Source organism: Skermanella sp. TT6 (genome assembly GCF_016653635.2).
GTDB classification, from domain to species: Bacteria; Pseudomonadota; Alphaproteobacteria; order Azospirillales; family Azospirillaceae; genus Skermanella; species Skermanella cutis.
Genome location: NZ_CP067420.1, coordinates 3,835,915 through 3,862,500 on the forward strand (window position 1 = coordinate 3,835,915; position 26,586 = coordinate 3,862,500).

20 protein-coding genes and 1 CRISPR repeat array (1 of these 21 only partly in view) are annotated in these 26,586 nt (G+C 68.5%); of the genes, 15 read left to right on the plus strand and 5 right to left on the minus strand.

The genetic code is table 11. From position 1 onward, the window contains the following. Positions 1–7: 7 nt before the first annotated feature. The gene (locus IGS68_RS17985; protein ID WP_201072234.1) at positions 8–1,519 is read left to right on the plus strand and encodes an AMP nucleosidase; all 1,512 of its coding nucleotides are present in this window, start codon (positions 8–10) and stop codon (positions 1,517–1,519) included. A 9-nt stretch (positions 1,520–1,528) separates the two neighbouring features. On the opposite strand, the gene IGS68_RS17990 is transcribed toward IGS68_RS17985, so the two are convergent. Next, positions 1,529–1,690: a hypothetical protein gene (locus IGS68_RS17990; protein ID WP_201072235.1), complete on the minus strand. Its 162-nt coding sequence runs from the start codon at positions 1,688–1,690 to the stop codon at positions 1,529–1,531. A 64-nt stretch (positions 1,691–1,754) separates the two neighbouring features. Next, entirely contained in the window at positions 1,755–2,777 is a 1,023-nt protein-coding gene (locus IGS68_RS17995; protein WP_201072237.1) for an NAD(P)/FAD-dependent oxidoreductase, read from the minus strand. Positions 2,778–2,896: 119 nt separating this feature from the next. Here IGS68_RS17995 and tsaE point away from each other — a divergent pair, with 119 nt between their 5' ends. The 5 genes from tsaE (at position 2,897) to addA (ending at position 12,156) form a co-directional block, all read left to right on the plus strand. Next, positions 2,897–3,379 (plus strand): tRNA (adenosine(37)-N6)-threonylcarbamoyltransferase complex ATPase subunit type 1 TsaE, encoded by a 483-nt coding sequence (gene tsaE, locus IGS68_RS18000; RefSeq protein ID WP_201072244.1) that lies wholly within the window; start codon positions 2,897–2,899, stop codon positions 3,377–3,379. After that, positions 3,376–4,440, plus strand: coding sequence for an aminoglycoside phosphotransferase family protein (locus IGS68_RS18005; RefSeq protein WP_201072246.1), 1,065 nt, complete (start codon positions 3,376–3,378; stop codon positions 4,438–4,440). Before tsaE ends, IGS68_RS18005 begins: the two co-directional genes overlap by 4 nt. Further along, positions 4,440–5,162, plus strand: coding sequence for a nucleotidyltransferase family protein (locus tag IGS68_RS18010; protein ID WP_201072248.1), 723 nt, complete (start codon positions 4,440–4,442; stop codon positions 5,160–5,162). The genes IGS68_RS18005 and IGS68_RS18010 overlap by 1 nt, the downstream gene beginning before the upstream one ends. A 348-nt stretch (positions 5,163–5,510) precedes the next feature. Then, positions 5,511–8,501, plus strand: coding sequence for a double-strand break repair protein AddB (gene addB, locus IGS68_RS18015; protein WP_201072250.1), 2,991 nt, complete (start codon positions 5,511–5,513; stop codon positions 8,499–8,501). Positions 8,502–8,685: 184 nt separating this feature from the next. Next, positions 8,686–12,156, plus strand: coding sequence for a double-strand break repair helicase AddA (gene addA / locus IGS68_RS18020; RefSeq protein ID WP_201072252.1), 3,471 nt, complete (start codon positions 8,686–8,688; stop codon positions 12,154–12,156). Between the two features lie 454 nt (positions 12,157–12,610). Here addA and IGS68_RS18025 read toward each other — a convergent pair whose 3' ends face one another. Continuing rightward, entirely contained in the window at positions 12,611–13,363 is a 753-nt protein-coding gene (locus tag IGS68_RS18025; protein ID WP_201072254.1) for a hypothetical protein, read from the minus strand. Further along, on the minus strand, positions 13,360–13,890 hold the full coding sequence (locus tag IGS68_RS18030) for a hypothetical protein (protein ID WP_201072256.1): 531 nt from the start codon (positions 13,888–13,890) through the stop codon (positions 13,360–13,362). The genes IGS68_RS18025 and IGS68_RS18030 overlap by 4 nt, the downstream gene beginning before the upstream one ends. A 922-nt stretch (positions 13,891–14,812) precedes the next feature. Continuing rightward, positions 14,813–15,889: a CRISPR direct-repeat array (repeat unit 37 nt; unit sequence GTTTCAATGAGGCCCAGGCATTTCTGCCCGGGAGAGC). Positions 15,890–16,382: 493 nt separating this feature from the next. On the opposite strand from IGS68_RS18030, the gene IGS68_RS18035 reads away from it, so the two are divergent. From IGS68_RS18035 to IGS68_RS18075, 9 genes are all read left to right on the plus strand, one after another. Beyond that, positions 16,383–16,976, plus strand: a complete 594-nt coding sequence (locus tag IGS68_RS18035) for a hypothetical protein (RefSeq protein ID WP_201072258.1) — start codon at positions 16,383–16,385, stop codon at positions 16,974–16,976. A 438-nt stretch (positions 16,977–17,414) separates the two neighbouring features. Continuing rightward, positions 17,415–18,140, plus strand: coding sequence for a terminase small subunit (locus IGS68_RS18040; RefSeq protein ID WP_201072260.1), 726 nt, complete (start codon positions 17,415–17,417; stop codon positions 18,138–18,140). 226 nt (positions 18,141–18,366) lie between these two features. Further along, positions 18,367–18,687 (plus strand): thioredoxin TrxA, encoded by a 321-nt coding sequence (gene trxA, locus IGS68_RS18045; protein WP_158044606.1) that lies wholly within the window; start codon positions 18,367–18,369, stop codon positions 18,685–18,687. A gap of 336 nt (positions 18,688–19,023) precedes the next feature. Then, complete coding sequence (locus IGS68_RS18050) at positions 19,024–20,481, plus strand: circularly permuted type 2 ATP-grasp protein (RefSeq protein WP_201072262.1); 1,458 nt, start codon at positions 19,024–19,026, stop codon at positions 20,479–20,481. Beyond that, complete coding sequence (locus IGS68_RS18055; RefSeq protein WP_201072264.1) at positions 20,474–21,448, plus strand: alpha-E domain-containing protein; 975 nt, start codon at positions 20,474–20,476, stop codon at positions 21,446–21,448. Before IGS68_RS18050 ends, IGS68_RS18055 begins: the two co-directional genes overlap by 8 nt. Before the next feature lie 10 nt (positions 21,449–21,458). Continuing rightward, positions 21,459–22,235, plus strand: a complete 777-nt coding sequence (locus IGS68_RS18060) for an arginyltransferase (RefSeq protein ID WP_201072266.1) — start codon at positions 21,459–21,461, stop codon at positions 22,233–22,235. A gap of 65 nt (positions 22,236–22,300) precedes the next feature. Continuing rightward, positions 22,301–23,641 carry an efflux RND transporter periplasmic adaptor subunit gene (locus IGS68_RS18065; protein ID WP_201072267.1) on the plus strand — a complete coding sequence of 447 codons (1,341 nt, stop codon included), beginning with the start codon at positions 22,301–22,303 and terminating at the stop codon, positions 23,639–23,641. Next, positions 23,638–24,321 carry an ABC transporter ATP-binding protein gene (locus tag IGS68_RS18070; protein ID WP_247880955.1) on the plus strand — a complete coding sequence of 228 codons (684 nt, stop codon included), beginning with the start codon at positions 23,638–23,640 and terminating at the stop codon, positions 24,319–24,321. Before IGS68_RS18065 ends, IGS68_RS18070 begins: the two co-directional genes overlap by 4 nt. After that, positions 24,321–25,661, plus strand: coding sequence for an ABC transporter permease (locus tag IGS68_RS18075; RefSeq protein WP_247881392.1), 1,341 nt, complete (start codon positions 24,321–24,323; stop codon positions 25,659–25,661). The genes IGS68_RS18070 and IGS68_RS18075 overlap by 1 nt, the downstream gene beginning before the upstream one ends. Positions 25,662–25,666: 5 nt before the next feature. Here IGS68_RS18075 and IGS68_RS18080 read toward each other — a convergent pair whose 3' ends face one another. Continuing rightward, positions 25,667–26,586, minus strand: the 3' portion of a protein-coding gene (locus tag IGS68_RS18080; RefSeq protein ID WP_201081466.1) for a TRAP transporter large permease. Its footprint extends 433 nt past the window's final position; the window shows 920 of its 1,353 coding nt (coding positions 434–1,353); its start codon lies off the right edge, out of view; it ends in the stop codon at positions 25,667–25,669.

Sequence of the window (26,586 nt, forward strand, 5' to 3'; positions counted from 1 at the left end):
GGTAACGATGCAGAACTCGTACAGCCATATCGGCCTTCCCTTCGCGGCGGAGCACTTCACCGATCCCGCCGCGGCGGTCGATCGGGTGCGCGAGATCTACGAGGCGAACACCGCGTACCTGCGCGACTGCTTCAGCCGCTTCTCCAACGGCGAGGAGATGCAGCAGCGCGTCCACGCCTGCTACCCGTTCCTGCGCGTCCATACCGAGACCAGCACGCGGATCGATACCCGCCTGTCCTACGGCTTCGTCGCCGGCCCCGGCACCTACGCCACCACCCTGACCCGCCCGGACCTGTTCCACCACTATTTCCTGGAGCAGTTCGAGCTGCTGCGCCGCAACCACGGCGTGGTGCTGGAGGTCGGAGTCAGCCGGCAGCCGATCCCGGTCCATTTCGCCTTTCCCGAGGGACTGCACGTCGAGGGCGACCTGACCCCGGAACGGCTCGGCCGGATGCGCGACAGCTTCGACCTGCCCGACCTGTCGCAGATGGACGACAGCATCGTCAACGGAACCCACCGGCAGGCGGCCGACGAGCCGGAGCCGCTGGCGCTGTTCACCGGGCCGCGGGTCGATTATTCGCTGCACCGGCTGAAGCACTACACCGCGACCGCGCCGGATCATTTCCAGAACTTCGTCCTGTTCACCAACTACCAGTTCTATATCGACGAGTTCATCCGGCTCGGCATGGAGGTGATGTCGCCGACCAACGATCCGGAGGAGAAGGCCTACCGCAGCCAATACACCGCCTTCGTCGAACCGGGCGACTTCGTCATCCCCAACCAGAACCTGGGCCCGGCCGACCCGCAGGGGACCCGCGTCGGGCGCCTGCCGCAGATGCCGGCCTACCACCTGAAGCGCCCGGACGGTTCCGGGATCACCATGGTCAATATCGGCGTCGGCCCCAGCAACGCCAAGACGATCACCGACCATATCGCCGTGCTGCGTCCGCACGCCTGGATCATGCTGGGCCACTGCGCCGGCCTGCGCAACACCCAGCGGCTGGGCGACTATGTCCTGGCCCACGGCTATGTGCGCGAGGACCATGTGCTGGACGCCGACCTGCCGATCTGGGTCCCGGTCCCGCCCCTGGCCGAGGTCCAGGTGGCCCTGGAGGCGGCGGTCGGGCAGATCACCGGCCTGACCGGCTACGAGCTGAAAAGGGTGATGCGGACCGGAACGGTCGCGACCATCGACAATCGGAACTGGGAGCTGCGGGACCACAGCGAGATGGTCCAGCGTTTCAGCCAGAGCCGCGCCATCGCGCTGGACATGGAGAGCGCCACCATCGCGGCCAACGGCTTCCGCTTCCGGGTGCCCTACGGGACGCTGCTCTGCGTCTCCGACAAGCCGCTGCACGGCGAGCTGAAGCTGCCGGGCATGGCGAACAATTTCTATCGGAACCAGGTGGACCAGCACCTGAAGATCGGCGTGCTGGCGATGGAACTGCTGCGCAAGAACGGGCTGGAAAAGCTGCACTCGCGCAAGCTCCGCAGCTTCGCGGAGGCAGCTTTCCAGTAGGGGAGAAGGCTACTTCTTCCCGCCCTCGGACTCGACGTTCTCCGCACCCTTGCGGGTGCCGCCGAACTTGTCCGGTCCGCCGGCGTCGGGGGCATCCGGCTTGTGGTGGTTGCCGGTGTTCTGCTGGTCGTCGGTGTGCTTGACGGTCTGTTCGGTATGCGGCTGTTTCATGGTCATCCTCCAGTGCGTGGCAGGACAACAGCTTAAACAGCCAAGGGTTTCGTCCCGTCCTCCGTCAAGCCGCTCCCGGCACCCCCTTGGTGGTCGAATACTCGAAATGCAGCACCTCGCCGGGATGGACCAGCGGGAAGGCCGAATGGGCCGCCGACGCGGCTTCCGCGAAGCCGGTCAAGATCAGCTTCAGCTTGCCCGGATACGTCGCGATGTCGCCGATCGCGAAGATGCCCGGCGCGCTGGTGGCGCAGGTCGCCTGGTCGATCCGGATATGGTGCTTCTCCAGGTCGAGGCCCCACTCCGCGATCGGCCCCAGGTTCATGGCGAGCCCGAAGAACGGCAGCAGCACGTCGGCGTCCAGCACCTTCTCCTCGCCGTCCAGGGTCGCGACCCGCACGCCGGTCAGCTGGCCGTCGGCTCCCTCCAGGCCGGCGAGCTGGTAGGGCACCACCATCTCGATCCGGCCCTCCCGGGTCAGCTGCTCCATCCGGGCGACGCTTTCCGGGGCGGCGCGGAACTTGGGCCGGCGATGCACGACCATGATCTTCTCCGCGACCTCGGCCAGGCTGATCGCCCAGTCCACGGCGGAATCGCCGCCGCCCGCGATCACCACCCGCTTGCCGGCATAGTCCATGCGCCGCCGGACAAGATAATGGACCGACTTGCCCTCGAACTGCTCCAGGCCGTCCAGCGGCGGCCGGTTCGGGCCGAAGGCGCCGACGCCCGCCGCGACGATCACGGCGCGGGCATTGATCCGCGTGCCGGTCGAGGTCTCCACCAGCCAGCGCCCGCCCTCCGCCGGGGTCAGCCCGGTGACCTGCTGGCCCAGATGGAAGACCGGCCCGAAGGACGCGCATTGTTCGCTCAGCCGGTCGATCAGGTCGGCCGCGTCAATGGAAGGGTAACCGGGAATGTCGTAGATGGGCTTCTCCGGGTAGAGCGCCGCGCACTGCCCGCCGACCATGTCGAGGGCATCGACCACATGGCATTTCATGCGAAGCATGCCGCATTCGAAGATGGCGAACAGACCAACGGGACCGGCACCTATGATGGCGACATCGGTATGCTGCTCGGGGCTCGACATGGGGACTCCGGAAAAGCTAGGAAGAGTTTTGCACTGCCAGCCCCTCATTAGCGGATTTCCGGGCACGATCAAACCCCCGCCTTCCGCGGGGGCAGGCACAGGGAAGCAAGCTCACGACCATGACCGCACCGCGCCAGCAGGCCATCACCGTTAACCTCCGGGACGAAGCCGCCACGGCGGACCTCGCGCGCCGCGTCGGATCGCTGCTCCGCGCCGGCGACATGGTGGCGCTGCGCGGCGACCTGGGCGCCGGCAAGACGGCCTTCGCCCGCGCCCTGATCCAGTCGCTGGGCGACCCGGACGACGAGGTGCCGAGCCCGACCTTCACCCTGGTCCAGACCTACGACACCCCGGCGGCCCCGGTCTGGCATTTCGACCTCTACCGCCTGGGCGGCCCGGACGAGGTGATCGAGCTCGGCTGGGACGAGGCCCGCTCCGGCGGCATCGCCCTGGTCGAATGGCCCGACCGGCTGGGCTCCCTCCTGCCGCCGGAACGGCTCGACATCGCCTTGTCCTTCGGCCCGGAAGCGACCGCGCGCCGCGCCACCCTGACCGGCCACGGCGGCTGGGCCGACCGCCTGGGGAGCCTGGAGCAGCCGTGACCCACCGCGAAGACACCATCGCCGGTTTCCTGGCCGCGCAGGGCTGGGGCGATGCCGACCGCACGGCCCTGGCGGGCGACGCCTCGGCGCGGCGCTACCTCCGCCTCCGCCGCGGGACCGACAGCGCCCTGCTGATGGACTCGCCGAACCCAGCGGAGGACGTGGTCCCCTTCGTCGCGATCTCCCGCCTGCTGCAGGGCCTCGGCCTCTCGGCGCCGGACATCCTCGCCGGGGAGCCCGAGGCCGGCCTGCTGCTGATCGAGGACTTCGGCGACGCCACCTTCACCCGCCTGATGGACCAGGGCGCCGATCCCGCCGAGCTCTATCGCCTGGCGGTGGACGCCCTCGTCGCCCTGCACCGGCGCTTCGACCCCGCCCCGGCAACTCCGCTCGGCCTGCCCCGCTACGACGCCGCCCTGTTCATCGAGCAGGTGATGCTGCTGGCCGACGTCTACGTCCCGGCCGCCCTCGGCCGCGCCGCCACCGCGGAGGAGCGCGCCGACCTGGAACGGGCTTGGTGGTCCGCCGTCCCCGACGCGGTAGGATTCGGCACGTCGCTGATGCACCGCGACTACCATGTGGACAACCTGATGCGACTCGACGGCCGTCCGGGCGCCTCCGCCTGCGGGCTGCTCGATTTCCAGAACGCCGGCCTCGGGCCGATCGGCTACGACCTCGTGTCGCTGCTGGAGGACGCCCGGCGCGACGTTCCGTCCGATTTGGCGGCCGCCATGCTGGACCATTACCTGGACGCCTTCCCCGGCCTGGACCGGGCCGCCTTCCTGCGTTCCTACGCGGCTCTGGGCGCCGTCCGGCACACCCGGATCGTGGCGGTCTTCGCCCGGCTGCATCTCCGCGACGGCCGCTCCGGCTATCTGCGCCACCTGCCCCGCGTCTGGCGCCTGCTGGAAGCGAAGCTGGAGCATCCGGCCCTGGCGCCGGTGCGCGACTGGTTCGACCGCACCCTGCCGCCCCCTGTCCGGGCTCCCCTTTTCAATCCGCCCACCGACATTCCGCCCACAGCCATTCCACCCACCGCCATTCCGAAAGCACACGAATAATGACGACCCTGACCCACGCCATGGTGCTGGCCGCCGGGCTCGGCCTGCGCATGCGGCCCTTGACGCTGGAACAGCCCAAGCCGCTGATCCCCGTGGCGGGGAAACCCCTGCTCGACCACGCGCTCGACCGCGTCGCCGCCGCCGGCATCGGGACCGCCGTCGTGAACACCCACTACAAGGGCGAGATGATCGCGGACCACCTCGCGGGCCGCACGTCCCCCCGCATCCTCCTGTCGCCCGAGGCGGACCTGCTGGAGACCGGCGGCGGCATCCGGCAGGCCCTGCCGCTGCTCGGCACCGACCCGTTCCTGTCGGTCAATTCCGACATCCTGTGGCTCGACGGCCCCACCCCGGCCATCGACCGCCTGACCCGGGCCTGGAACCCGGAGACCATGGACGCCCTGCTGCTGCTCCACCCCGCCGTCGCCGCCTTCGGCTACGACGGCAAGGGCGATTTCCACATGGACCCGCTGGGCCGCCTGACCCGCCGCCGCAGCGGCGAGATCGCCCCCTTCGTCTTCGCCGGAGTCCAGATCCTCAAGCCGGAACTGTTCGCCGACGTGCCGCCGGGCGCCTTCTCGACCAACCTGATCTGGGACCGGCTGCTGGAAAGCGAGCGGCTCTACGGGATGCGCCACGACGGCCTGTGGTTCCACGTCGGCACCCCGGCCAGCATCGGAGAGGTGGACGACCACCTCGAATTCCGGCCGCACCATGGATAGTCGTTAACGGCGGCGCCTCACCCGACCTTCACTTGCAGCATCAGCGTTCGAGACAAACGGTTAACAGTCATTGCGGTTAGGGAAACTTGAGGGTAGCACCATGTTGCGCCATGGGCGCAACCTACGGTGTGATGCACGGCAGAGGTAACTTGGGCCGACGATCGTAGGTTGCGCCCGCGGCGCAACGCATCGGATCGGCTGTCCCGGCCGCACCGTGGCGAGTCCTGACAACACCATATCTAGGAAAGATTTGCGTTCCGCGTCCCACCTATAGTAGGGTTCCGAGAGTCCCGGAGGTCTCCGGCACGCCTCCGCCCGACGCACCAGGAACCCACAGGCCCCGGACCCATGGCGCAAGTCTTCAACATCCCCTCGGGCGTACCGTTCGTCGATGCCCTGGCGACCGGCATCCTCGCCCGCGTGGAGGCGGACGGCGGTCCGCTGGCGCTCGCCGGCTACACCGTGCTGCTGCCGACCCGCCGCGCCTGCCGGACCCTGCGCGAAGCCTTCCTCCGCCTGTCCGGCGGCGCTCCCCAGCTCCTGCCGCGCATGAGCCCCCTCGGCGACATCGACGCCGACGAGCTGAGCCTCGCGATCGAGGAGATCCCCGGCCTCGCCGGCGCGCTCGACCTGCCGCCGGCCCTGACCAGCCTGCGCCGCCAGCTTCTGCTCGCCCAGGCCATCCTCAGGAAGGACGGCAAGTCCATCACCGCCGACCAAGCGGCCCGGCTGGCCGCCGACCTCGCCCGCCTGCTCGATCAGGTGCAGACCGAGGGGGTGCCGTTCGACCGGCTCGAAGGTCTCGTGCCGGAGGAATACGCCCAGCACTGGCAGGTCACGCTCGAATTCCTGAAGATCCTGACCCATGTCTGGCCGACCATCCTGGAGCTGGAAGGCGCCATCGACGCCGCCGAGCGGCGCAACCTCGTCCTCAAGGCCCAGGCCGAGGCGTGGCGGGCCAACCCCCCGGCCGGCCCGGTGATCGCCGCCGGCTCGACCGGCACCATCCCGGCGACCGCCGAGCTCCTGGCCGTCGTCGCCACCATGCCCAACGGCTGCGTCGTCCTTCCCGGCCTCGACACCGACATGGACGGGACGAGCTGGGACGCGGCGGCGTCCGACGACGGCCACCCCCAGCACGGCATGGCCAGCCTGCTCCGCAAGCTCGACCTGCCGCGCGACGGGGTCCAGCCCTGGGACTGTCCGCTGACCGCCGGCAACCCGGCGCGCACCCGGCTGCTCAGCGAGACGATGCGTCCCGCCGCGACGACGGAGGCCTGGCGAGGGCTCGACGGCATCGACGAAACGGCGCTCCGGGACATCACCCGGATCGACTGCCCGACCTCCCAGGAGGAGGCCGCCGTCATCGCCCTGATGATGCGCCAGACGCTGGAAGTCCCCGACCGCACCGCCGCCCTGGTGACGCCCGACCGCAACCTCGCCCGCCGGGTCGCCACCGCGCTGGAGCGCTGGAACATCGCGGTGGACGATTCCGGCGGCCGGCCGCTGGCCGACACCGCCGTCGGCACCTACCTGCGCCTGACCGCCGCCTGCGCGGTCGAGCGGGCCGACCCGCTGCCGCTGCTGGCCGTGCTCAAGCACCCGCTGGCGGGCGGCGGCCTCAACCCGCTGTGGTTCCGCACCCAGGCCCGCGACCTGGAACGCGCCGTCCTGCGCGGCCCCCGCCCGGCGCCCGGCTTCCGCGGCCTTCTCGCCGCCCTCGACGACGCCGAGAACAACCGCTTCGACCGCGGCGACGACACGAGGCGCGAGCTGGTCCAGTATGTCGAGCACCTGCACGCCATGGCCGCCCCCTTCTTCGACGCCATGGAAGCGCCCGACCCGCAGCCCCCGGCCGAGTGGCTGACCCTGCACGTCGCCTTCGCCGAACGGCTGGCCGCCGGCGACGACCTCTCCGGCCCCGACCGGCTGTGGCGGCACGAGGACGGCGAGGCGGCGGCCGGCTTCGTCAACGAGCTGCGCCAGGCGGCCGGCGACTTCCCGCCGATCCCGGCGTCCCAGTACCCGGCTTTCCTGGAAGCCCTGATGGCGGCCCACGTGGTCCGCCCCCGCTACGGCCGGCACCCGCGCCTCAGCATCCTGGGACTGCTCGAAGCCCGGTTGCAGCACGCCGACGTGATGATCCTCGGCGGCCTCAACGAGGGCACTTGGCCGCCCGACGCCGCCTCCGATCCCTGGCTGTCGCGGCCCATGCGCAAGGCTTTCGGGCTGCCCGTGCCGGAGCGGCTGGTCGGCGTCGCCGCCCATGATTTCGTCCAGGCCGCGGGCGGCGCTCGGGTCGTCCTGTCCCGCGCCGAGCGGGTGGACGGCACGCCGACCGTGCCGTCCCGCTGGCTGCTGCGGCTCGACACCGTGCTGCGCGGCCTGGACCTGAACGGCATCGTCGAGATGGAGACGGAGCAGTGGCTGTCCTGGGTCGACCAGCTCGACCGACCCGACGCCGTCCGCCCGCTCCCGGCGCCCGAGCCGCGCCCGCCGCTCTCCGCCCGCCCCCGAAGCCTGTCGGTCACCGAGATCGAGACCTGGATGCGCGACCCCTACGCGATCTACGCCCGCCGCATCCTGAAGCTGGAGGCGCTGGAGCCGATCGCCGCCGATCCGGGAGCCTCCGAGCGCGGCCAGTTCATCCACCAGGCGCTGGACGCCTTCACCAAGGCCTATCCCGACGCCCTTCCCAACGCCGCCGTGGAGAAGCTGACCGAATTCGGCCGCGACGCCTTCGGCAAGCTGCTGAGCCAGCCCGAGGTCTGGGCCTTCTGGTGGCCCCGCTTCGAGCGGGTGGCCGCCTGGTTCATCCAGTTCGAGACGGAGCGCCGCCGCACGGTCCGTCCCCTGGCGACCGAGATCAAGGGCAAGCTGGAGCTGGAAGGTCCCGCCGGCCCCTTCACGCTGCGCGCCAAGGCCGACCGCATCGACAAGCTCCCCGACGGCGGCCTGGCCATCATCGACTACAAGACCGGCACGCCCCCGTCGAACCTGGAGGTCGCCCTGGGCTTCGCGCCGCAGCTGCCGCTGGAAGCCGTCATGGCGGCGGCCGGCGGGTTCGAGACGGTGGACGCCGCCCCCGTGGGCGACCTCGCCTTCTGGAAGCTGTCGGGCGGCGACCCGGCCGGCGCCGAGATCCCCGTCAAGGGCGACCTCGCCCTGTTGGCCGAGCAGGCCCGTACCGGGCTGATCGACCTGATCCGCACCTTCGACGATCCGGCGACGCCCTACCGCTCGCGCCCCCGCCCGGACTGGGCGCCGCGCTACACCGACTACGGCCACCTGGCCCGCGTCCAGGAATGGTCCGCCGCCGGCGGCGAGCCCGTGGAGTGACACCGATGGCACCCAATCCCGACAAGATGGCCGGAGCCGGGAAACCGGGGAAATCGGGGTCAGACCACCATTTCCCATCGGCTTTCCGGTATGCCAGCCTACCGGGGAAATGGTGGTCTGACCCCGATTTCCCCCGTCGGCGCCGACCGTCGATGTTCACCGCCCCCGGCACGAGCACCAGCCCATGAACGTCGTCGAGCTCCCCTCCCGCCCGATGGACCCCAACGTCAAACAGCGGCTGGCGTCCGATCCGGAATGCTCGGTCTGGGTCGGTGCGTCGGCCGGTACCGGCAAGACCAAGGTGCTGACCGACCGCGTGCTGCGGCTGATGCTGGCCGGCACCCTGCCGGCCCGGATCCTGTGCCTGACCTTCACCAAGGCCGCCGCCGCGGAGATGTCGATCCGCATCAACAACACGCTGGCCCAGTGGGCGACCCTGACCGACGCCCGGCTGGAGGACCGCCTGGCCGACCTGACCGGCGCCCGGCCCGACGCCGACATGCGCACCCGCGCCCGCCGGCTGTTCGCCCAGGTGGTGGACTGCCCCGGCGGCATGAAGATCCAGACGATCCACGCCTTCTGCCAGTCGCTGCTGCGCCGCTTCCCGCTGGAAGCCGACCTGGCGCCCCAGTTCGACGTGATGGACGAACGCACCGCCGACGAGCTGCTGGCCGCCGCGCGCGACACCGTCCTGGCCCGCTCCCGGTTCGAGCCGGACAGCGGCCTCGGCAAGGCGCTGGCCCGATTGACCAACGAGATCCAGCAGGACGATTTCGGCGATATCCTGAAGTCCATCGCGATGGAGCGCGGACGCATTCGCCGGATCATCGACCGCCACGGCGGGCTGGACGCCACCATCACCGAAGTCTTCACCCACCTCAAGGTCCCGCCCGGCGCCGACGAGGCGGCGATTCTCGAACGCGCCTGCCGCGACGACATCTTCGACGTGCCCGGCCTGCGCGACGCCTGCCGCGCCCTGTCCGGCGGCAGCGGCACCGACCAGGAGCGCGGCGCCGCCGTACAATCCTGGCTGGACGCCGCGGAGGACCGCGTCGAACGCTTCCGCGACTATGTCAGGCATTTCCTGACCGCCGAGGGCGCCCCCCGCAAGACCCTGCTGACCAAGAAGCCCGCCACATCCAACCCCGCCGCCCTGGCCGCCCTGATCGCCGAGGCGGAGCGGCTGTGCGAAGTGCTGGACCGGGTCAAGTCGGCGGGAGTCGCCAACTCCACCGCCGCCCTGCTGGTGCTGGCCGAAGCCCTGATCGAGACCTACGCCCGGCTCAAGGAGGACCGCTCGCGCCTGGACTATGACGACCTGATCCTGGCGGCCCAGCACCTGCTGACCAAGCCCGGCGTGGCGCCGTGGGTGCTGTTCAAGCTGGACGGCGGCCTCGACCATATCCTGATCGACGAGGCGCAGGACACCAACCCGGAGCAGTGGCAGGTGGTCGCGGCCCTGGCGGAGGAGTTCTTCGCCGGGGCCGCCGGCTCCGACCGGGCGCGCACCCTGTTCGCCGTGGGCGACGAGAAGCAGTCGATCTACAGCTTCCAGCGGGCCGACCCGGCGGAGTTCACCCGCATGCGCTCCCATTTCCAGGAGCGGGTCCGGATCGCGGCGGGCCGCTGGGAGAAGATCGACCTGGAAATCTCGTTCCGCTCGACGGCCGCCGTGCTGGACGCGGTGGACGCCGTCTTCTCGCTCCAGACCGCCCGCGACGGCGTGGCGTTCGAGACGGCGACCACGATCCGCCACGTCGCCTTCCGGCGCGGCCATGCCGGCTTGGTCGAGCTGTGGCCGCCCGTGGCCCCGCGCGAGCAGGAGGCCCCGGCCCCGTGGGAGCCGCCGCTGACCCGCCAGCGCACCGACAGCCCGCCCGCCCGGCTGGCCGCCGTGATCGCCGACACGGTCCGCGACTGGCTGGCGCGCGGGGAGGAGCTGCCGGCGCGCGGCCGGGCGATCCGGCCGGGCGACGTGATGGTCCTGGTCCGCCGCCGCACCGGCTTCGTCGAGGAGCTGGTCCGCGCCCTGAAGGAGCGCGAGGTGCCGGTCGCCGGCGTGGACCGCATGGTGCTGACCCAGCAGCTCAGCATCATGGACCTGATGGCGCTGGCCAACTTCCTGCTGCTTCCGGAAGACGACCTGACGCTCGCCACGGTCCTGAAGAGCCCCCTGATCGGCCTGACCGAGGAGCAGCTCTTCGACATCGCCCACGGCCGCCGCGGCCACCTGTGGCAGGCCCTGCGCAAGCGCGCCGAGGAGGACCTGCTGTTCAGGCCGGCCCGCGACTATCTGCGCGCGCTCCAGAACGAGACCGACTTCATCCGGCCGTTCGAGCTGTTCGCCCGCGTGCTCAGCGCGCCCTGCCCGGCCGACCCGGTCAGCGGGCGGCGCGCCATCCTGAAGCGGCTGGGACCCGACGCCCAGGACCCCCTGGACGAGTTCCTGTCCGCCTGCCTGGCCTTCGAACGCAGCCACCCGCCCTCGCTCCAGGCGTTCCTGCACTGGCTCGACGCCAGCGAGGCGGAGATCAAGCGCGAGCTGGAACAGGGCGGCGACCGCGTCCGCATCATGACCGTCCACGGCTCGAAGGGCTTGCAGGCGCCGATCGTCTTCCTGCCCGACAGCATGGGCGTGCCCAACCAGAGCCCCCGCATCCTGTGGCCGGAAAGCGCCGACGGCGTGCCCCTGTTCGCCCCCCGCCGGGCGCTGGAGGACGGCATGTGCGCCCGGGCCCGCGCCGTCGCCGACCAGAAGCGCGACCAGGAATACCGCCGCCTGCTCTACGTCGCCCTGACCCGGGCCGAGGACCGGCTGTATATCTGCGGCTGGCAGGGCAAGCGCGACCCGGCCGACGCCTGCTGGTACCGGTTGGCGGAACAGGCGATGCGCGAGATCGGCGAGCCCTGCGGCTTCGACTTCACGGCGATCTCCCCCCAGGACGGCTGGTCCGGCGAGGGCTGGCGCCTGCGCGGCCCCCAGACAGTGCCGGCCAAGGACGATCACCGGGACGACGACCTCGCCCTGGACGCGGCCCCGCTGCCCCAGTGGGCGCGCGCCACTGCCCCGGAGGAGCCGACGCCCTCCCGCCCGCTGACCCCCTCCCGACCGGAGGAGGCCGAACCCGCCGTCCGCTCCCCCCTGGGCAACGACGACGGCGCTCGCTTCCTGCGCGGCACCCTGATCCACCGCCTGCTCCAGACCCTGCCCGACCTGGACCCCGCCCTGCGCGAAGCCGCCTGCCGCCGCTTCCTCGCCCGCCCGGCCCACAACCTGACGGCCGAGGGACAGGAGATGATCACGGCGGAAACCCTGGCCGTCCTGTCCGACCCGACCTTCGCCCCCCTGTTCGGCCCCGGCAGCCGGGCGGAGGTGCCGGTGGTCGGCCTCGTCTCCAGCCGCGCCCTGTCCGGCCAGATCGACCGCCTGCTGGTGACCGACAAGGAAGTCTGGATCGTGGACTACAAGACCAACCGCCCGCCCCCGCTGGTGGAATCGCAGGTCTCGCCGGTCTATCTGCGCCAGATGGCCGCCTACCGCGCCGCGATCGCCGCGATCTACCCCGACCGCCCCGTCCACTGCGTCCTGCTCTGGACCGACGGCCCCCGCCTGATGGAACTGTCGGAAGCCCTGTTGGACGCCCACGCCCCGTGACCCGCGGAACCCTTCCGCCCGCCCCCTCACCCCGACCCTCTCCCCCGAGGGGGAGAGGGAGCTTTGCTAGCGACGATCGCTCCCAACATGCCCACACAAGATCCCCTCGCCCCCTTGGGGGAGAGGGCCAGTGTGAGGGGGTCCGGACGACACCCTTTCCCGGGCCGCTCCTGGACCAGGACATGCGGAGCGCGCCGGGATCGCTTTCCACACGCCGGCTCCGGCCCATCCCGGACAGTTCCGCACGGCCCGCGCACGGTCCCCACGCGGCGCCCCCTCGCCCCCCTTGGGGGAGAGGGTCGGGGTGAGGGGGTTCAGCGCCACCTCTGCGGAAACCGTGCGGAGGGGCGGCGTCCCGCCGCCCACGGTGCGCGGGACGCGCACCCTCCCTATTCCTTGCATCAGCGGCGAAACGAAGCCCCGGAGGTCGGGTGAGGAAATGCCTTCACCAAGTCTACGCGGCCAGCCGCCTCAGAAGATGATCCGGCGCGCCTTCCTCGATTACGCTTGTCGCCGCCGCTGAAAGCAAGTTGATGTAAGTCCCCATCACATCCTTTTTCTGAACAACAGCAACCAGCGATGGGGCCAATTCCAGGCGAGCGAGATCCATGAACTTTGTCACCGACGACGCGACGGACGCGGGATGGTTCTTGACCAGATCGAACGCCACTCTTTTATCGTTGTCGTTCACGACAAGGGCGGCGACATGCCAAGATGTCGCGGAACTACCCACCAGTTCGGCGTGACGCACCACCTTCGGCCGAGAGAAGACGCCCACCAGTCGGTCGTATAGGCGATCCTCGGCCTCGACCACCCGGCGCTCCGCCAGTTTAAGGGCAGTGATGTGAACCGCACGCTGGGCGCAGTTGGCTATGGTTATCACCGCTCCCGGTAACTGTTCCCGTGCCACCCTCATGGTGAAAAAGGAATAGTCATCGAAATGGACTCCAGTTCTCTTCGCCAGAGAAGCGGCATGCCTTGCATAAACCATCTGACCGCCCATCAGGTCAGCCTCATCCGCACCGCCACCGAAGTCCGTGACGACGAAGCGGCCTTCTTCTTCAAGGATCTGCACGAGCACGGATGTTCCACTAGGGTACATCAGAGGCGTCTTGATGTACACGCCGTCTCTGCGTGCCAGCGAAGTCGCGAGCTGCTTTGCGACTTCCGCAGCGACCGCCTCCAGGTTCTTGCGTTCCTCGTTCATGATGTCAACGTGAATGCGGACGGCCAGGCTGGCGAGCTTGCCAACTCCATGTTCATGATATTCATTTTTTCGCCAGCAAAAGTCAATAGCCCCTCGAAAGATCCAGGATCTTGGAACAGGACTGCAACGGGCAAATTGTCCTCCCTCATGATTTCGTCGCCCAACTCGGCGTTATCGTTGAAGTCATGGATGTGGCATTCTGTAAATGGACTCCAGCGAAGCTCAAGAGGTCCAATGCCTTTGTTGCTGTGTTCATGCCTGGGCCGCCAGTCTATTCTACTTAAAGGCGTGGTTCTGCGGCCTTTGGTCTCAGTGTATTGAAGCTGAAACGTCAGATCCTCGTCGGCAATCTCGATGGTCGCGCGGCCGATCAGCTCAAAGCCACCTTGCGTGACTCCGGCGACGTCGAGCGCGGCAGTGAACTGCACCTTGGTCTTCCCCTTCCTTGCGGTCGAGACCCACACCGGCGGAATGACTATTGTCTTCGGTGCAGCGATGAACTGGCGGAGAAATCGAATCAAAGTCACTCTTCGCTAATCCCTTCCGCGCCATCCAAGTATACTTAGAGCGGAACCCGATCAGGCTGAACCGCTCCGGTCATCGCAGCCGGCCGTTCCACTCTCCGCACTATGTTGCGCCATGGGCGCAACCTACGGCTCGATGCAGGGCAGAGGTGATGCGGGCCGAAGATCGTAGGTTGCGCCCATGGCGCAACGCATCGGATCAGCTGTCTCGGGCGGATCGACCTGATCGGGCACATCTCAAACTCACTTCCCGCCCCGGCCTTTCTGCCTTGGAGAGAGGCGACTGCCGAGTGCTCCGATTTGGAGTTCAAGGAAAAGCTTCAATGAGACCCAGGCATTTCTGCCCGGGAGAGGAATCGGTACTACATCGACAAGGTGTTCCATCCATCGCTGTTTCAATGAGGCCCAGGCATTTCTGCCTGGGAGGGGCTTTGCTGCTGGAGATCCTGCGGCACAGCGGCAACAGGTTTCAATGAGGCCCAGGCATTTCTGCCTGGGAGGGTCCCTTGCCATAACCCATTGATATCAATACCAGATTCGCCGCCATTTCGAGCGGGTCGCGAGAGGGGGTTCCAGAGCGGCATTTTTCCACCGCATACGTTTCACAATGTCAAAGATCCGCGTGCCATATCAAGCACTTGGCGGCTTGCGAGCGGGTCCGGGGTTTTCGGCGGTATCGAACCGCTCGCAAGCGAGACGGCAGTACGCACCACAACCGATAGTCTGTCAAGACGATTTTGAATCCCGCTTTGACAAGCCGAAACAGACCGCGGATCGCTTCCGAATACGACAAAAGCGATCAGATGTCGTTCCGACTCCCCCGGCCGGATCGACCTGATCGGGCACAGCGCTGCCTCGGCTCCCGTCCCGTCCTTTCTGCCGGTGAGAGCGCCGCCCACCGAAAGCTGCTGATCCGCCAGCGCGTGTTTCAATGAGGCCCAGGCATTTCTGCCCGGGAGAGCTCCCACATCACGGGGAACATCGAGCGGGTCTGGAACGTGTTTCAATGAGGCCCAGGCATTTCTGCCCGGGAGAGCTGCCGGCCTGCCGCATCGCCTACGTCGGCTCTGAGCTGTTTCAATGAGGCCCAGGCATTTCTGCCTGGGAGAGACGAAATCCTCAACGACACCGGCCAGCCGTTCGCCTGGTGTTTCAATGAGGCCCAGGCATTTCTGCCCAGGAGAGCGAGCTGTACAAGAACCCCGCGCCGGTCTCCAACGAGCCGTTTCAATGAGGCCCAGGCATTGCTGCCTGGGAGAGTACAACATGATGGCCGGCGGCGTCGTCGATATGTACTTGTTTTAACGAGGCCCAGGCATTTCTGCCCGGGAGAGAAGAAGCCCACGCAGAAGGAAATCGTGCAGGACCTGTTTCAATGAGGCCCAGGCATTTCTGCCCGGGAGAGCCTGCACTGCTGCGCTCGGCTCCACTGATCCACCTGGACGGGTTTCAATGAGGCCCAGGCATTTCTGCCCGGGAGAGCTCAATGATCCCAACGCCTTAAGGCCCCTCCGCTCCATAGTTTCAATGAGGCCCAGGCATTTCTGCCCGGGAGAGCTTCGCGGCGGTCACGCCGATGACGCCGCGCGACACCTCGTTTCAATGAGGCCCAGGCATTTCTGCCCGGGAGAGCGGCCTAGTCACCCTGATCGTCGCTGGCATGTTCCACGTTTCAATGAGGCCCAGGCATTTCTGCCCGGGAGAGTCATGGTCGTCGCCACCATCGCGATTGTCGCGCTCATGGCGGTTTCAATGAGGCCCAGGCATTTCTGCCCGGGAGAGCGGATTGCGAAGAAAAACGGGAAAAATGGAGGCAACGTTTCAATGAGGCCCAGGCATTTCTGCCCGGGAGAGCTCGGCCGACCCGCAGCGCCGGTACCATGTCGGCCGGTTTCAATGAGGCCCAGGCATTTCTGCCCGGGAGAGCCGGCGGTTCCGCTCAGCCTCGCCGGCGCGGAGTTCGGCGTTTCAATGAGGCCCAGGCATTTCTGCCCGGGAGAGCTCCCCTGCCATAACCCACTGATATCACTACCAAATTCGCCGCCATTTCGAGCGGGTCGCGACAGGGGGTTCCGGAGCGGCATTCTTCGACCGCATGCGTTTCACAATGTCAAAGATCCGCGTGCCATATCAAGCACTTGGCGGCTTGCGAGCGGGTCCGGGGTTTTTGGCGGTATCGAACCGCTCGCAAGCGAGACGGCAGTACGCACCACAACCGGTAGTCTGTCAAGACGATTTTGAATGCCGCTTTGAAAAGCCGAGACAGACCACGGATCGCTACCGAAGACGCCAAAAGCGATCAGATGTCGTCTCGAAACACCATTTGCCGCGCATACCCGCCGGGTTACTCCCGAAATCAGCCTATCGCCTTGACCTGCGCCCGTATTCGGTCCAGTCTCCCGCCACCTTCCGCAGTCGCGGCAGGGCGGCCGGTCCGGAGAGTTCGCACCTCCCCGACCCGGCCTGACCACGATGCACACTGTGAGAACCACATCATGGCTGAAAGCAGCCTTACCATACCCGGCGCGGTTTCGCGTCGTTTCTTGTTCTCCGTCGCCACGGCGGCCCCGGTCACCCTGGCGTCGGCGGGGCTCACGCCCGGATCGGCGCCGGCGGCGTTCCCGGCCGGCGTGGCCGCCGTGCTGGAGCGGTATCGCGCCGTCGGTCTCCGGCTCCGCGACGCCGAAGCCACCCGGGCCGGCGCTTACAGTGCGGTGCCGGCCATGTACCGGCGCGGGCCGTCCGGCGGCAAGCCGCAGGTCGGCCGGCCGGAATGGACGGTGGAGGAGATAAGGCAACTCGGACTGCCGCCCGACATGCCGCGGCGCTTCTCGCAGGCCGACCTGGAGGAACACCACCTGCGGGCCGTCACCCTGAATCCCGAGAACCGGGAAGAGCTGACGCGGCAGTTCAAGGCTCGCCTCGCTGCCTACAAGAAGCGCAAGGCCCGTCAGAAGGACTGGCTAGACCGCGCCGGCCTCACCCCCTTCAACCGGGAAATCGACCGGTTGAATAAGGAGAGGGCCAGCATCGGGCGCGAACTCATGGCGCTGCTGACCGCCTCCGACGGGGCCGCCGCCAACGCCTGAGTCCGGGTTCCTCCGGGGACCGCCTCGACGCTCCCGGCGGCAGTCTCCCCGCCGCCGGGAGCAGCGACGATCACGCCGGCATTGGCCACGCCCGCATTGGCCACGCCAGCATGAAACACGCTGGGCACGGCCTGCACGGGTTTCCGCCCACCCTCTTGCCCCTGCGACCATTCCATCATGCGCGGGCTTGAGCCGCGCCTCCACGCGCGAACCGGGAAGGCGTTGGTGGTACCACGTGGATACGCGGGTCAAGCCCGCGCATGACGAGAAGGGGGCGTTGAACAGAACGACCCAAGCGGCGGCAAGCACCGGAACGCGGAGGGGCGGCGTCCCGCCGCCCATGGTGCGCGGGACGCGCCCCCTCCCCATCCCTTGCATCATCGGCGAATTAAAGCTAATGTTCCTGTATTGTTCTCATCCGGCCAAGGCGCTCCAGCCATGCTCGACCAGCAGTCCCCAACCTCCGCCGCATCCGCCCCGCCCGTGATCGTCCTGCCGCCCCGCCAGGAAGCCTTCTGCCAAGCCGTGGCCTGCGGCGTCGGCAGGGCGGAGGCGGCGCGGCGGGCGGGCTACTCGCCCAAGGGCGCGAAGCAGCGCGGCGCCGTCCTGATGAGCCAGCCGGAAATCCAGGTCCGCGTCGCCCAGCTCCGCGCCGGACGCCTCGCCGATCACCAAGCGGACCTGGAGGAGGCGGCCGCCCTGGTCCGGACGATCATGGAGGAGGCGCTGGAGCGCAAGAGCCTCGGGCTCAGCCTGCGCGCGATCGAGCTCTGGCTGAAGCTGCGTGGCGTGGTCCAGGACAAGCGCGTCCCGCACCACTTCCTCGGCGACAGGTCGCACCCCGACGCCGACCTGGAGAGCCTGGACTGCGACCCGGACGACGAACCCGCCCAGGCCGCGCCGGCGAAGCCCGCCGCCCGGCACTCCGGGTCGGCACCGGTGAAGCCCACCCGGCCCGCCGCGACGCGGAATAGTGACCTTTCGGCCTTCCGGATAGTGACCTCCCCCGCCAAGCCCGCCGCCGCCAAGCCCGTCCCGAAGCGGAACAGCGACCTTTCCGCCTTCCCGACAGTGACCTCCCCGGCGAGGGCCGGCCTGTTCGGCTCCACCTCCCTGTCCGCGCCGGTGCCGCCCTTCCGGATGCCGGCCGCCGCCGCGCGGTGAGGCCTCGTCACCAAGCGGACTCCCGACCGGAAGCATTCTCCCTCCCGTGAATTTTCACAGTGACAATCGTCACGACGGCAGGGCATTCCACACATGCGGAAATGGGGAACGCCCCGCTGCTTGACCCGGGGCACGGGGCACCCCTACATTTCAACGAGGACGAGGGTGCCGCCACCATCCCTGCCGGATGTCCTGGCCGTCGCACCATTGACAAAGATGAGGTAACATGAGCACCACCAAGATCACCGACGCCAGCTTCGAGTCTGACGTCCTCAAGGCGCCCGGCCCGGTTCTGGTCGATTTCTGGGCTGAATGGTGCGGACCCTGCAAGATGATCGCTCCCGCCCTGGAGGATCTGGCGACCGAATACGGCGAGAAGATCACCGTCGCCAAGCTGAACATCGACGAGAACCCCAAGACCCCCGGCCAGTTCGGCGTGCGCGGCATTCCGACCCTGATGCTGTTCAAGGACGGCAAGGTCGCCGCCACCAAGATCGGCGCCCTGCCGAAGGGCGCCCTGTACCAGTGGGTCGACTCGGTCCTGTAAGCCGGACCCGATCTTCCTTCGCGGTCGCTTCCTCCGGCTGTCCGGGCCGGCGGGAGCGACCCGAGTGCGGCGATCCGTTCCGGCGATCGCTGCCCTGTGGACCCGGATACCTGGGTTCGGCAAGCTCGGCTGCTTGCTCGACGGCACACCTTGTTCCCACACCTGACTTTTGACCCGCACTGCATTTCGAAAGGCTGGTTGCGGCACTTTTGCTGCACCGCAGAATCCTTTCAGAAACTCTGGTCAATACCGAAAAAATCGGGTCATAATTGCGGAACAACAGCTCGGCTGCGGGCCTTTCTCCCGTTGCGTGCGTCCAAGCCCCGAGGAACAAGCGTGAACCCATCCGGTACCGTCCCCACGGACTTACTCGCGAACTACGACCCAGGTGGATTCTTCGATGAGCTGTTTGGCGGACCGGGAAGTCCGGCCGAGCATACGTCGGCGATCCGCGGGCGTCTCTCCAGTTTCGATTTCGCGGATCTCCAGCGCCGGGCCAAGGATGCCGAGCGGGAGCTGTACAACCTCGGAATCACCTTCCTGGTCTATTCCGACCAGGACGCCGTGGATCGGATCCTGCCCTTCGACGTCATCCCCCGCGTGATCTCGGCCCGGGAATGGGGCGCGGTGGAAGCCGGCGTCGTCCAGCGCGTCACCGCGCTCAACCTGTTCCTCCACGACATCTACCATGACCAGAAGATCCTGAAGGACGGGATCATCCCGGCCGACCTGGTCACCGGCAACCAGAACTTCCGGCCGCAGATGATCGGCCTGGACGTGCCCTTCGACACCTACGTCCACATCATGGGCGTCGATCTGGTGCGCGACGGCCAGGGCATCTTCCGCGTGCTGGAGGACAATGCCCGTGTCCCGTCGGGCGTGTCCTACGTGGTCGAGAACCGGCACATGATGATGCGCGCGTTCCCCGACCTGGTCAGCGACATCGGCATCCGGCCGGTGGACAATTACGGCGTCAAGCTGCTGGAAGCCATGAGCGAGGTGGCGCCGGCGGACATCCAGGATCCTCAGGTCGTGCTGCTGTCGCCGGGCTCCTACAACTCGGCCTATTTCGAGCACATCTTCCTGGCGCGCGAGATGGGCGTGCCGCTGGTCGAGGGGCGCGACCTCGTGGTGCGCGACGACCGGGTCTACATGAAGACCACCAACGGGCTGGCGCGGGTGGACACCATCTACCGCCGGGTCGACGACGCCTTCCTCGACCCCCTGGCCTTCCGGCCGGACAGCCACCTGGGCGTGCCCGGCATCATGGAGGCCTACCGCAAGGGCAACGTGACCCTGGCGAACGCGATCGGGACCGGCGTGGCGGACGACAAGGCGGTCTATTGCTACGTCCCCCGCATGATCAAGTATTACCTGGACCAGGACGCGATCATCCCCAACGTCGAGACCAACATCTGCCGGGAGCCGGAAGGTCTGGCCCTGACCCTGGACAGGCTGTCCGAGCTGGTGGTCAAGCCCGTGGGCGAGGCCGGCGGCTACGGCATCACCATCGGGCCGCGCGCCACCAAGGCGGAGTTGGAGGATTGCCGGGCCAAGCTCCTGGCCGACCCCGCCAACTATATCAGCCAGCCGATGATTCCCCTGTCGGTCTGCCCGACCCTGGTGGAGGAAGGCATCGAGCCGCGGCACGTGGACCTCCGGCCCTTCGCCATCACCGGGCGCAGCACCTGGGTGCTTCCCGGCGGCCTCTCCCGCGTCGCCCTGCGCAAGGGCACGCTGATCGTCAATTCCTCGCAGGGGGGCGGGTCGAAAGACACGTGGGTCCTTGAGTAGTCTGCTTGCCCGCTACGCGGAGTGCATTTTCTGGATGGCGCGCTACATGGAGCGCGCCGAGAATCTCGCCCGCATCCTCGATGTCCACGAGACCTTCTCCCGCGATACCCGCGGCGCCAAGAACTGGATGTCGATCGTCCAGCTCAACGCGGACGAGAAGCGTTTCCTGGCCCGGTACCAGTCCGCGACGGCCCAGAACGTCGTCAATTTCTACGTCCTCGACGTCCAGAACCCGACGTCGATCGTGTCGGCGGTGCGGGCCGCGCGGGAGAACGCCCGGACCCTGCGGCCTCTGATCAGCACGGAGATGTGGACCCAGATCAATGTCTTCTACAATCGGCTGCTGGCGCTCGGCCCGTCCGACATAGCGCCGCACAACCTGACGCGGCTGTGCAGCATGGTGAAGGAGGCGTGCCAGGCCCATACCGGCATCACCGAGGGCACCTTCTACCGGGACCAGGGCTGGTACTTCTACCAGCTCGGCAAATACCTGGAGCGGGCCGACCAGACGACCCGCCTGCTCGACATCAAGTACCATACGCTGCTGCCGAATTCCGACGATGTCGGGTCCGCCCTGGACGTCAGCCAGTGGAACGCGGTGCTGCGCTCGGCGGCGGGCTACCACGCCTTCCGCCGGGTCTACCCGCGCGGCATGACGCCGGCGGCGGTGGCCGGCTTCATGCTGTACAACGAGAGCTTCCCCCGGTCGGTTACCACTTGCGTGCGTCAGATAGACGGATTGCTGGTCAGGCTGAAGTCGCGCTATATGTTGAAAGGGGGCAACGTGGCGATGGAGCGGGTCGACGAGATCCAGGCCGCGCTCCATTCCCGGACGGTGGAGGACGTGATCAGGACCGGTCTTCACGAATATCTGGACTGGTTGCAGTTGCATCTGAACGCCGTGACGTCGGAGATCAGCAAGGCCTACTTCGGCGCGGTCCCGGCCGAGGCGATGGCGGAGCAATAGGTCAGGAGAGATGTCCGTCATTCCGCCGCCACCGCGGCCGTTGCAGCAGTTCTTCCGTTCAGGCCCGATGCCGTGCCCCTATCTGCCCGGCCGGGTCGAGCGGAAGCTGTTCACCCGTCTCAGCACTCCCTACGCGTCCGAGGTCAATTCGACCCTGTCCCGCGCCGGGTTCCGCCGCAGCCACGACATCGTGTACCGGCCGGTCTGCCCGGGATGCAATGCCTGCGTGCCGGTGCGCATCCCGGTGGCGGATTTCCAGCCCGGCCGCAGCATGCGCAGGATCCTGAAGGCCAATGCCGATCTCAGCGTCGCGGAGGTCCCCGCCATCGCGACGCACGAGCAGTTCAGGCTTTTCCACGCCTACCAGTCGTCGCGCCACGGCGACAGCGACATGGCGCGGATGAGCCTGGGCGATTACAGCGCGATGGTGGACGAGGGCCGGGCCGAGACCTGCCTGTTCGAGGTCCGCGACCGGCGCGACCGGCTGGTCGGCGCGATCCTGACCGACCGGCTGCGCGACGGGTTGTCGGCGGTCTACAGCTTCTACGACGCCGACCAGGAGAAGCGGAGCCTGGGGACCTTCATGATCCTGTCGCTGGTCGCCCAGTCGCTGGCCGAGGGGATCCCGTACGTCTATCTCGGCTACTGGATCCGCAACAGCCGGAAGATGGCGTACAAGGCGCGCTTCCAACCCCTGGAGGCGCTGGGCCCGGAAGGCTGGTTCCGCCTCGGCCTCGGCGACCTCACCCAGGCGCCCCCATCGACAGCACCGGCCGCGGCACCTTGACACCGCCATGCCGACGCCATGTTCCTTCAGGATGATGCTCTCCTGATCAGGCGGAGGACGAGAGCGTGGGACGTGCCGTCGTATTGTGGATAGCCGTCGGCGCCGCCGTCCTGGCCGGCGCGGTCGGCGGCTATGCCGCCCTCGACGAGGACCGGCACGACATTCCCGACGTGGAGCTGGCGGCGGTCGATCGCGGGACCATCGTCAGGACCATTTCGGCGACCGGCACCCTGAACGCCGTGGGGCTGGTCCAGGTCGGGTCCGCCGTGTCGGGCCGCGTCCAGTCGCTCGACGCGGACTTCAACTCGACCGTGACCCGGGACCAGACGGTCGCCCAGATCGACCCCGCCGGCTTCGCCGCCAAGGTCGCGGAGGCGACGGCGCAGCGGGACGTGGCGGCCTCCGGCATCGCGGCGGCGACCGCGAAGCTGGCCCGCGCGCGGGCGGAGGCGGAGAACGCCCGGGCGGCCCGGCAGATCCTCAAGGCCAAGGCGCTCAGCGCGCAGTCGGTCGCGGAGCAGGCCCGGCGGGACCATCGGCGCGCCTTCGCCTCGGGCCGAGCCGACTTCGTCGCGGTGGCCGAGCGGGAGCGGGCCGCCAGCGCGCTCGACCAGGCCCAGGCGGGGCTCGCCGCGGCCCAGGCGGAGGAAGCGGCCCAGGAGACCATGATCCAGGGGGCCGACGCCTCGGTCAGCGAGGCCGAGGCGGAGGTGCTGGTCGCCCGGGCGACCCTGGCGCAGCGGGAGGCGGCCCTGGCCCAGTCCCGGGTGGACCTGGACCGGACGACGATCCGCTCGCCGATCGACGGCGTGGTGATCGAACGGAACGTGGATGTCGGGCAGACCGTCGCCGCCAGCCTGGAGGCTCCGGTCCTCTACACCATCGCGCGCGACCTCCGCCGGCTCCAGGTGGAGACCTTCGTGGACGAGGCCGATATCGGGGCGGTCCAGCCCGGCCAGTCCGTCGGATTCACCGTCTCGGCCTTTCCGGGCGAGCGGTTCGACGGCACCGTCTCCCAGGTCCGCAAGGCGCCGCAGGTGATCCAGAACGTGGTCACCTACGTGGTGATCATCACCGCGGCCAACGACTCCCTCCAGCTCTATCCCGGCATGACCGCGACCGTGGACATCAGGGTGACCGAGCAGCGGGACGCGCTCCGGGTGCCCTCGGCGGCGCTGCGGTTCAGGCCGGCGCCGGCGGAGCCCGGGTCCCGCCCGGCCGGCCAGCCCCGGTCGCCGCGGCCGGCCGACCGGGGGGAGGTCTATGTGCTCGACAAGGCCGGCACCTTCACCGCCGTGCCGGTCTCCACCGGGATCGCCGACCTGGGCTTCACCCAGATCACGGGCGGCAACCTCAGCGAGGGCCAGCAGGTCGTGATCGGCCGCCGCGCCGGGGCCGGGACATGAGCCCCCTGCTCCAAGCCATCGACCTTGCCAAGACCTACAGCATGGCCGGCCAGACCGTCCACGCGCTCCGCGGCGTCAGCCTGGCGATCGGGGCCGGCGAGTATGTCGCGGTGATGGGGCCTTCGGGGTCCGGCAAGTCCACCTTCATGAACATCCTGGGGTGCCTGGACACGCCCAGCGGCGGGCAGTACCGGCTCGACGGGGACGAGGTCGGCAGCCTTCCCGAGCCTCGGCGCGCCCGCATCCGGAACGGCAAGCTGGGCTTCGTCTTCCAGAGCTTCCACCTGCTGCCGACCCACACCGCGCTGGAGAATGTCGAGCTGCCGCTGACCTATGCGGCCGTGGGCAAGCGGGAGCGCCGGGAACGGGCGCTTCGCCATCTCGCCGCGGTCGGGCTGGCCGGGCGCGCGCACCACCGGCCGGCCGAGCTGTCGGGCGGCCAGCAGCAGCGCGTCGCCATCGCCCGGTCGCTGGTCAACGACCCGCGCATCCTCCTGGCGGACGAGCCGACGGGGGCGCTCGACCAGGCCACGGGGGAGGAGATCCTGGCGCTGTTCCGCTCCCTCAACGAGGAGGGACGCACCATCGTGCTGGTCACCCACGACCGAGGCGTGGCGGAGCATGCGACGCGGCGCATCGCCTTCCGCGACGGCCAGGTGGTCGAGGACAGCGCGGCGTGATGAACATGATGGCCTTGCGGACGGCCGTCCGCGCCCTCTGGCTGCATCGGCTGCGCAGCCTCCTGACCATGACCGGCATCGCCGTCGGAATCGCCGCGGTGATCCTGATGGTGGCGATCGGCACCGCCACCCAGGAGAAGGTGATAGCCCAGATCCAGAACCTGGGCGCCAACCTGATCATGGTGGTGCCCGGGCAGCGGATCGGGCCGGGCGGCGTCCGCCTGAGCGGCGATGCCAACGTGCTGCTGACGGAGGACGACGGGCAGGCGATCCGCGCCGAGATTCCCTCGGTCCGGGAAGTCGGCGCCATGTGGTGGGGCAGCGGCCAGTCGATCAACGGCAACAGGAACTCCTGGTCGCGCATGCACGGCATCTCGGCCGGCTACCTCGACGTCAGGGGCTGGCCGGTGATCGCCGGGCGCACCCTGACGGCGGAGGACGACGCCACGGTCGCCAAGGTGGCGCTGCTCGGGCAGACCGTCCTGGAGCGGCTGTTCGAGCCCGGGGAGAACCCGGTCGGCCGGGTGATCCGGCTGCGCAACGTGCCGTTCCAGGTCGTGGGCGTGCTGGAGCGGAAGGGCCAGTCGGCCCAGGGCACGGACCAGGACGACGTCGTCTATGTTCCCCTGACGACGGCGCGGATGCGGCTGAACAACAAGCCGGCGCCCAAGGTGCAGGCGGTCAGCGCCATCACCGGCAAGAAGCGCTTCGACGGGACCGGCACCAGCGGCTTCCAGAAGGTCGAGCAGCTGAAGGCCAACCCGTCGGTGATCTTCGCGGGGGCGGTCAACGCGCTGATGATCCAGGCCCGGGACACCGCGGGCCTGAAGGCGACCACCGGGGAGGTCAGGGAACTGCTGCGACAGCGGCACAAGCTGATGCCCGACGAGCCGGACGATTTCGACATCCGGAACCTGTCGGAGGTGGCCGAGGCCCGCGCCGCCTCCGCCCGGATGCTCACCGTGCTGCTGATCGGCATCGCGGCGCTGTCGCTCCTGATCGCCGGCATCGGCATCATGAACATCATGCTGGTGTCCGTCACCGAACGGACGGCGGAGATCGGGCTGCGGCTGGCGGTCGGCGCCGGCAGGCGGGATATCCTGTCCCAATTCCTGATCGAGGCGGCGGCGCTGGCCCTGGTCAGCGGCCTGCTGGGCGTGCTGCTGGGCTTCGGCGGCGTCCTGGCGGTGGATGCCCTGACCGAGATCGGGCCGGCGTTCGAGCCGCTGACCGCCCTCGGCGCCTTCGCGGGCGCCGGAGCGATCGGAGTGGTCTTCGGCCTCTATCCGGCCTGGCAGGCCTCCCGGCTCGACCCCATCGTGGCCCTCCGCCGGGCCTGAGCTTCCTAGCCGAAGACGATGGCGGGCAGCCAGGTGGCGAGCTGCGGGAACCACCAGACCATCGCCAGCCCGGCCATCTGGAGCAGGACGAAGGGGATCACGCCGCGGTAGATCTGGCCCGTCGCGACCGACGGCGGGGCGACGCTCCGCAGGTAGAACAGCGAGAAGCCCACCGGCGGGGTCAGGAAACTGGTCTGGAGGTTGATTCCGACCATCACGCCCAGCCAGACCGGATCCACTCCCATCTGGAGCAGGATCGGCGCGGTCAGCGGCATCACGATGAAGATGATCTCGAACGTGTCCAGGATGAAACCCAGGACGAACATCAGGCACATCACGAACAGCATCGCCCCGGTGACTCCCCCCGGCAGCGCCGTCAGGAACTCCTCCAGCAGCGCGTCCCCTCCCAGCGTCCGGAAGACCAGGGCGAACATGGACGCGCCGAACAGGATGACGAACACCATCGACGTGATCTGCATGGTCGCCATCATGCAGTGGCGCAGGATCGCGTAGCTGAACTGCCGGCGCGCGGCGGCAAGGGCCATGGCGCCGACCGCGCCGACCGACGCCGATTCCGTCGGCGTGGCGATGCCGGCCAGGATCGATCCGAGCACCGCCACGATCAATGCCAGCGCCGGGATCAGCGCCACGGCCACGTTCCTCGGCAGGTCGCGCCGGTCGTCGGCGGACATCACCATGGCGGGAGCCGACTGCGGCCGGGCGACCGCAAGGCAGATGGTCCACCCCATGTAAAGGCCGACCAGGATGAAGCCCGGGATGAAGGCCCCGACGAACAGGTCGCCGACCGAGACCGGATTGGGCGCGAAGTTGCCGAGCGCCATCTGGGCCTGGGCATTGGCCCCCTGCAGGATGTCGCCCATGAAGATCAGGACGGTCGAGGGTGGAATGATCTGCCCCAGGGTGC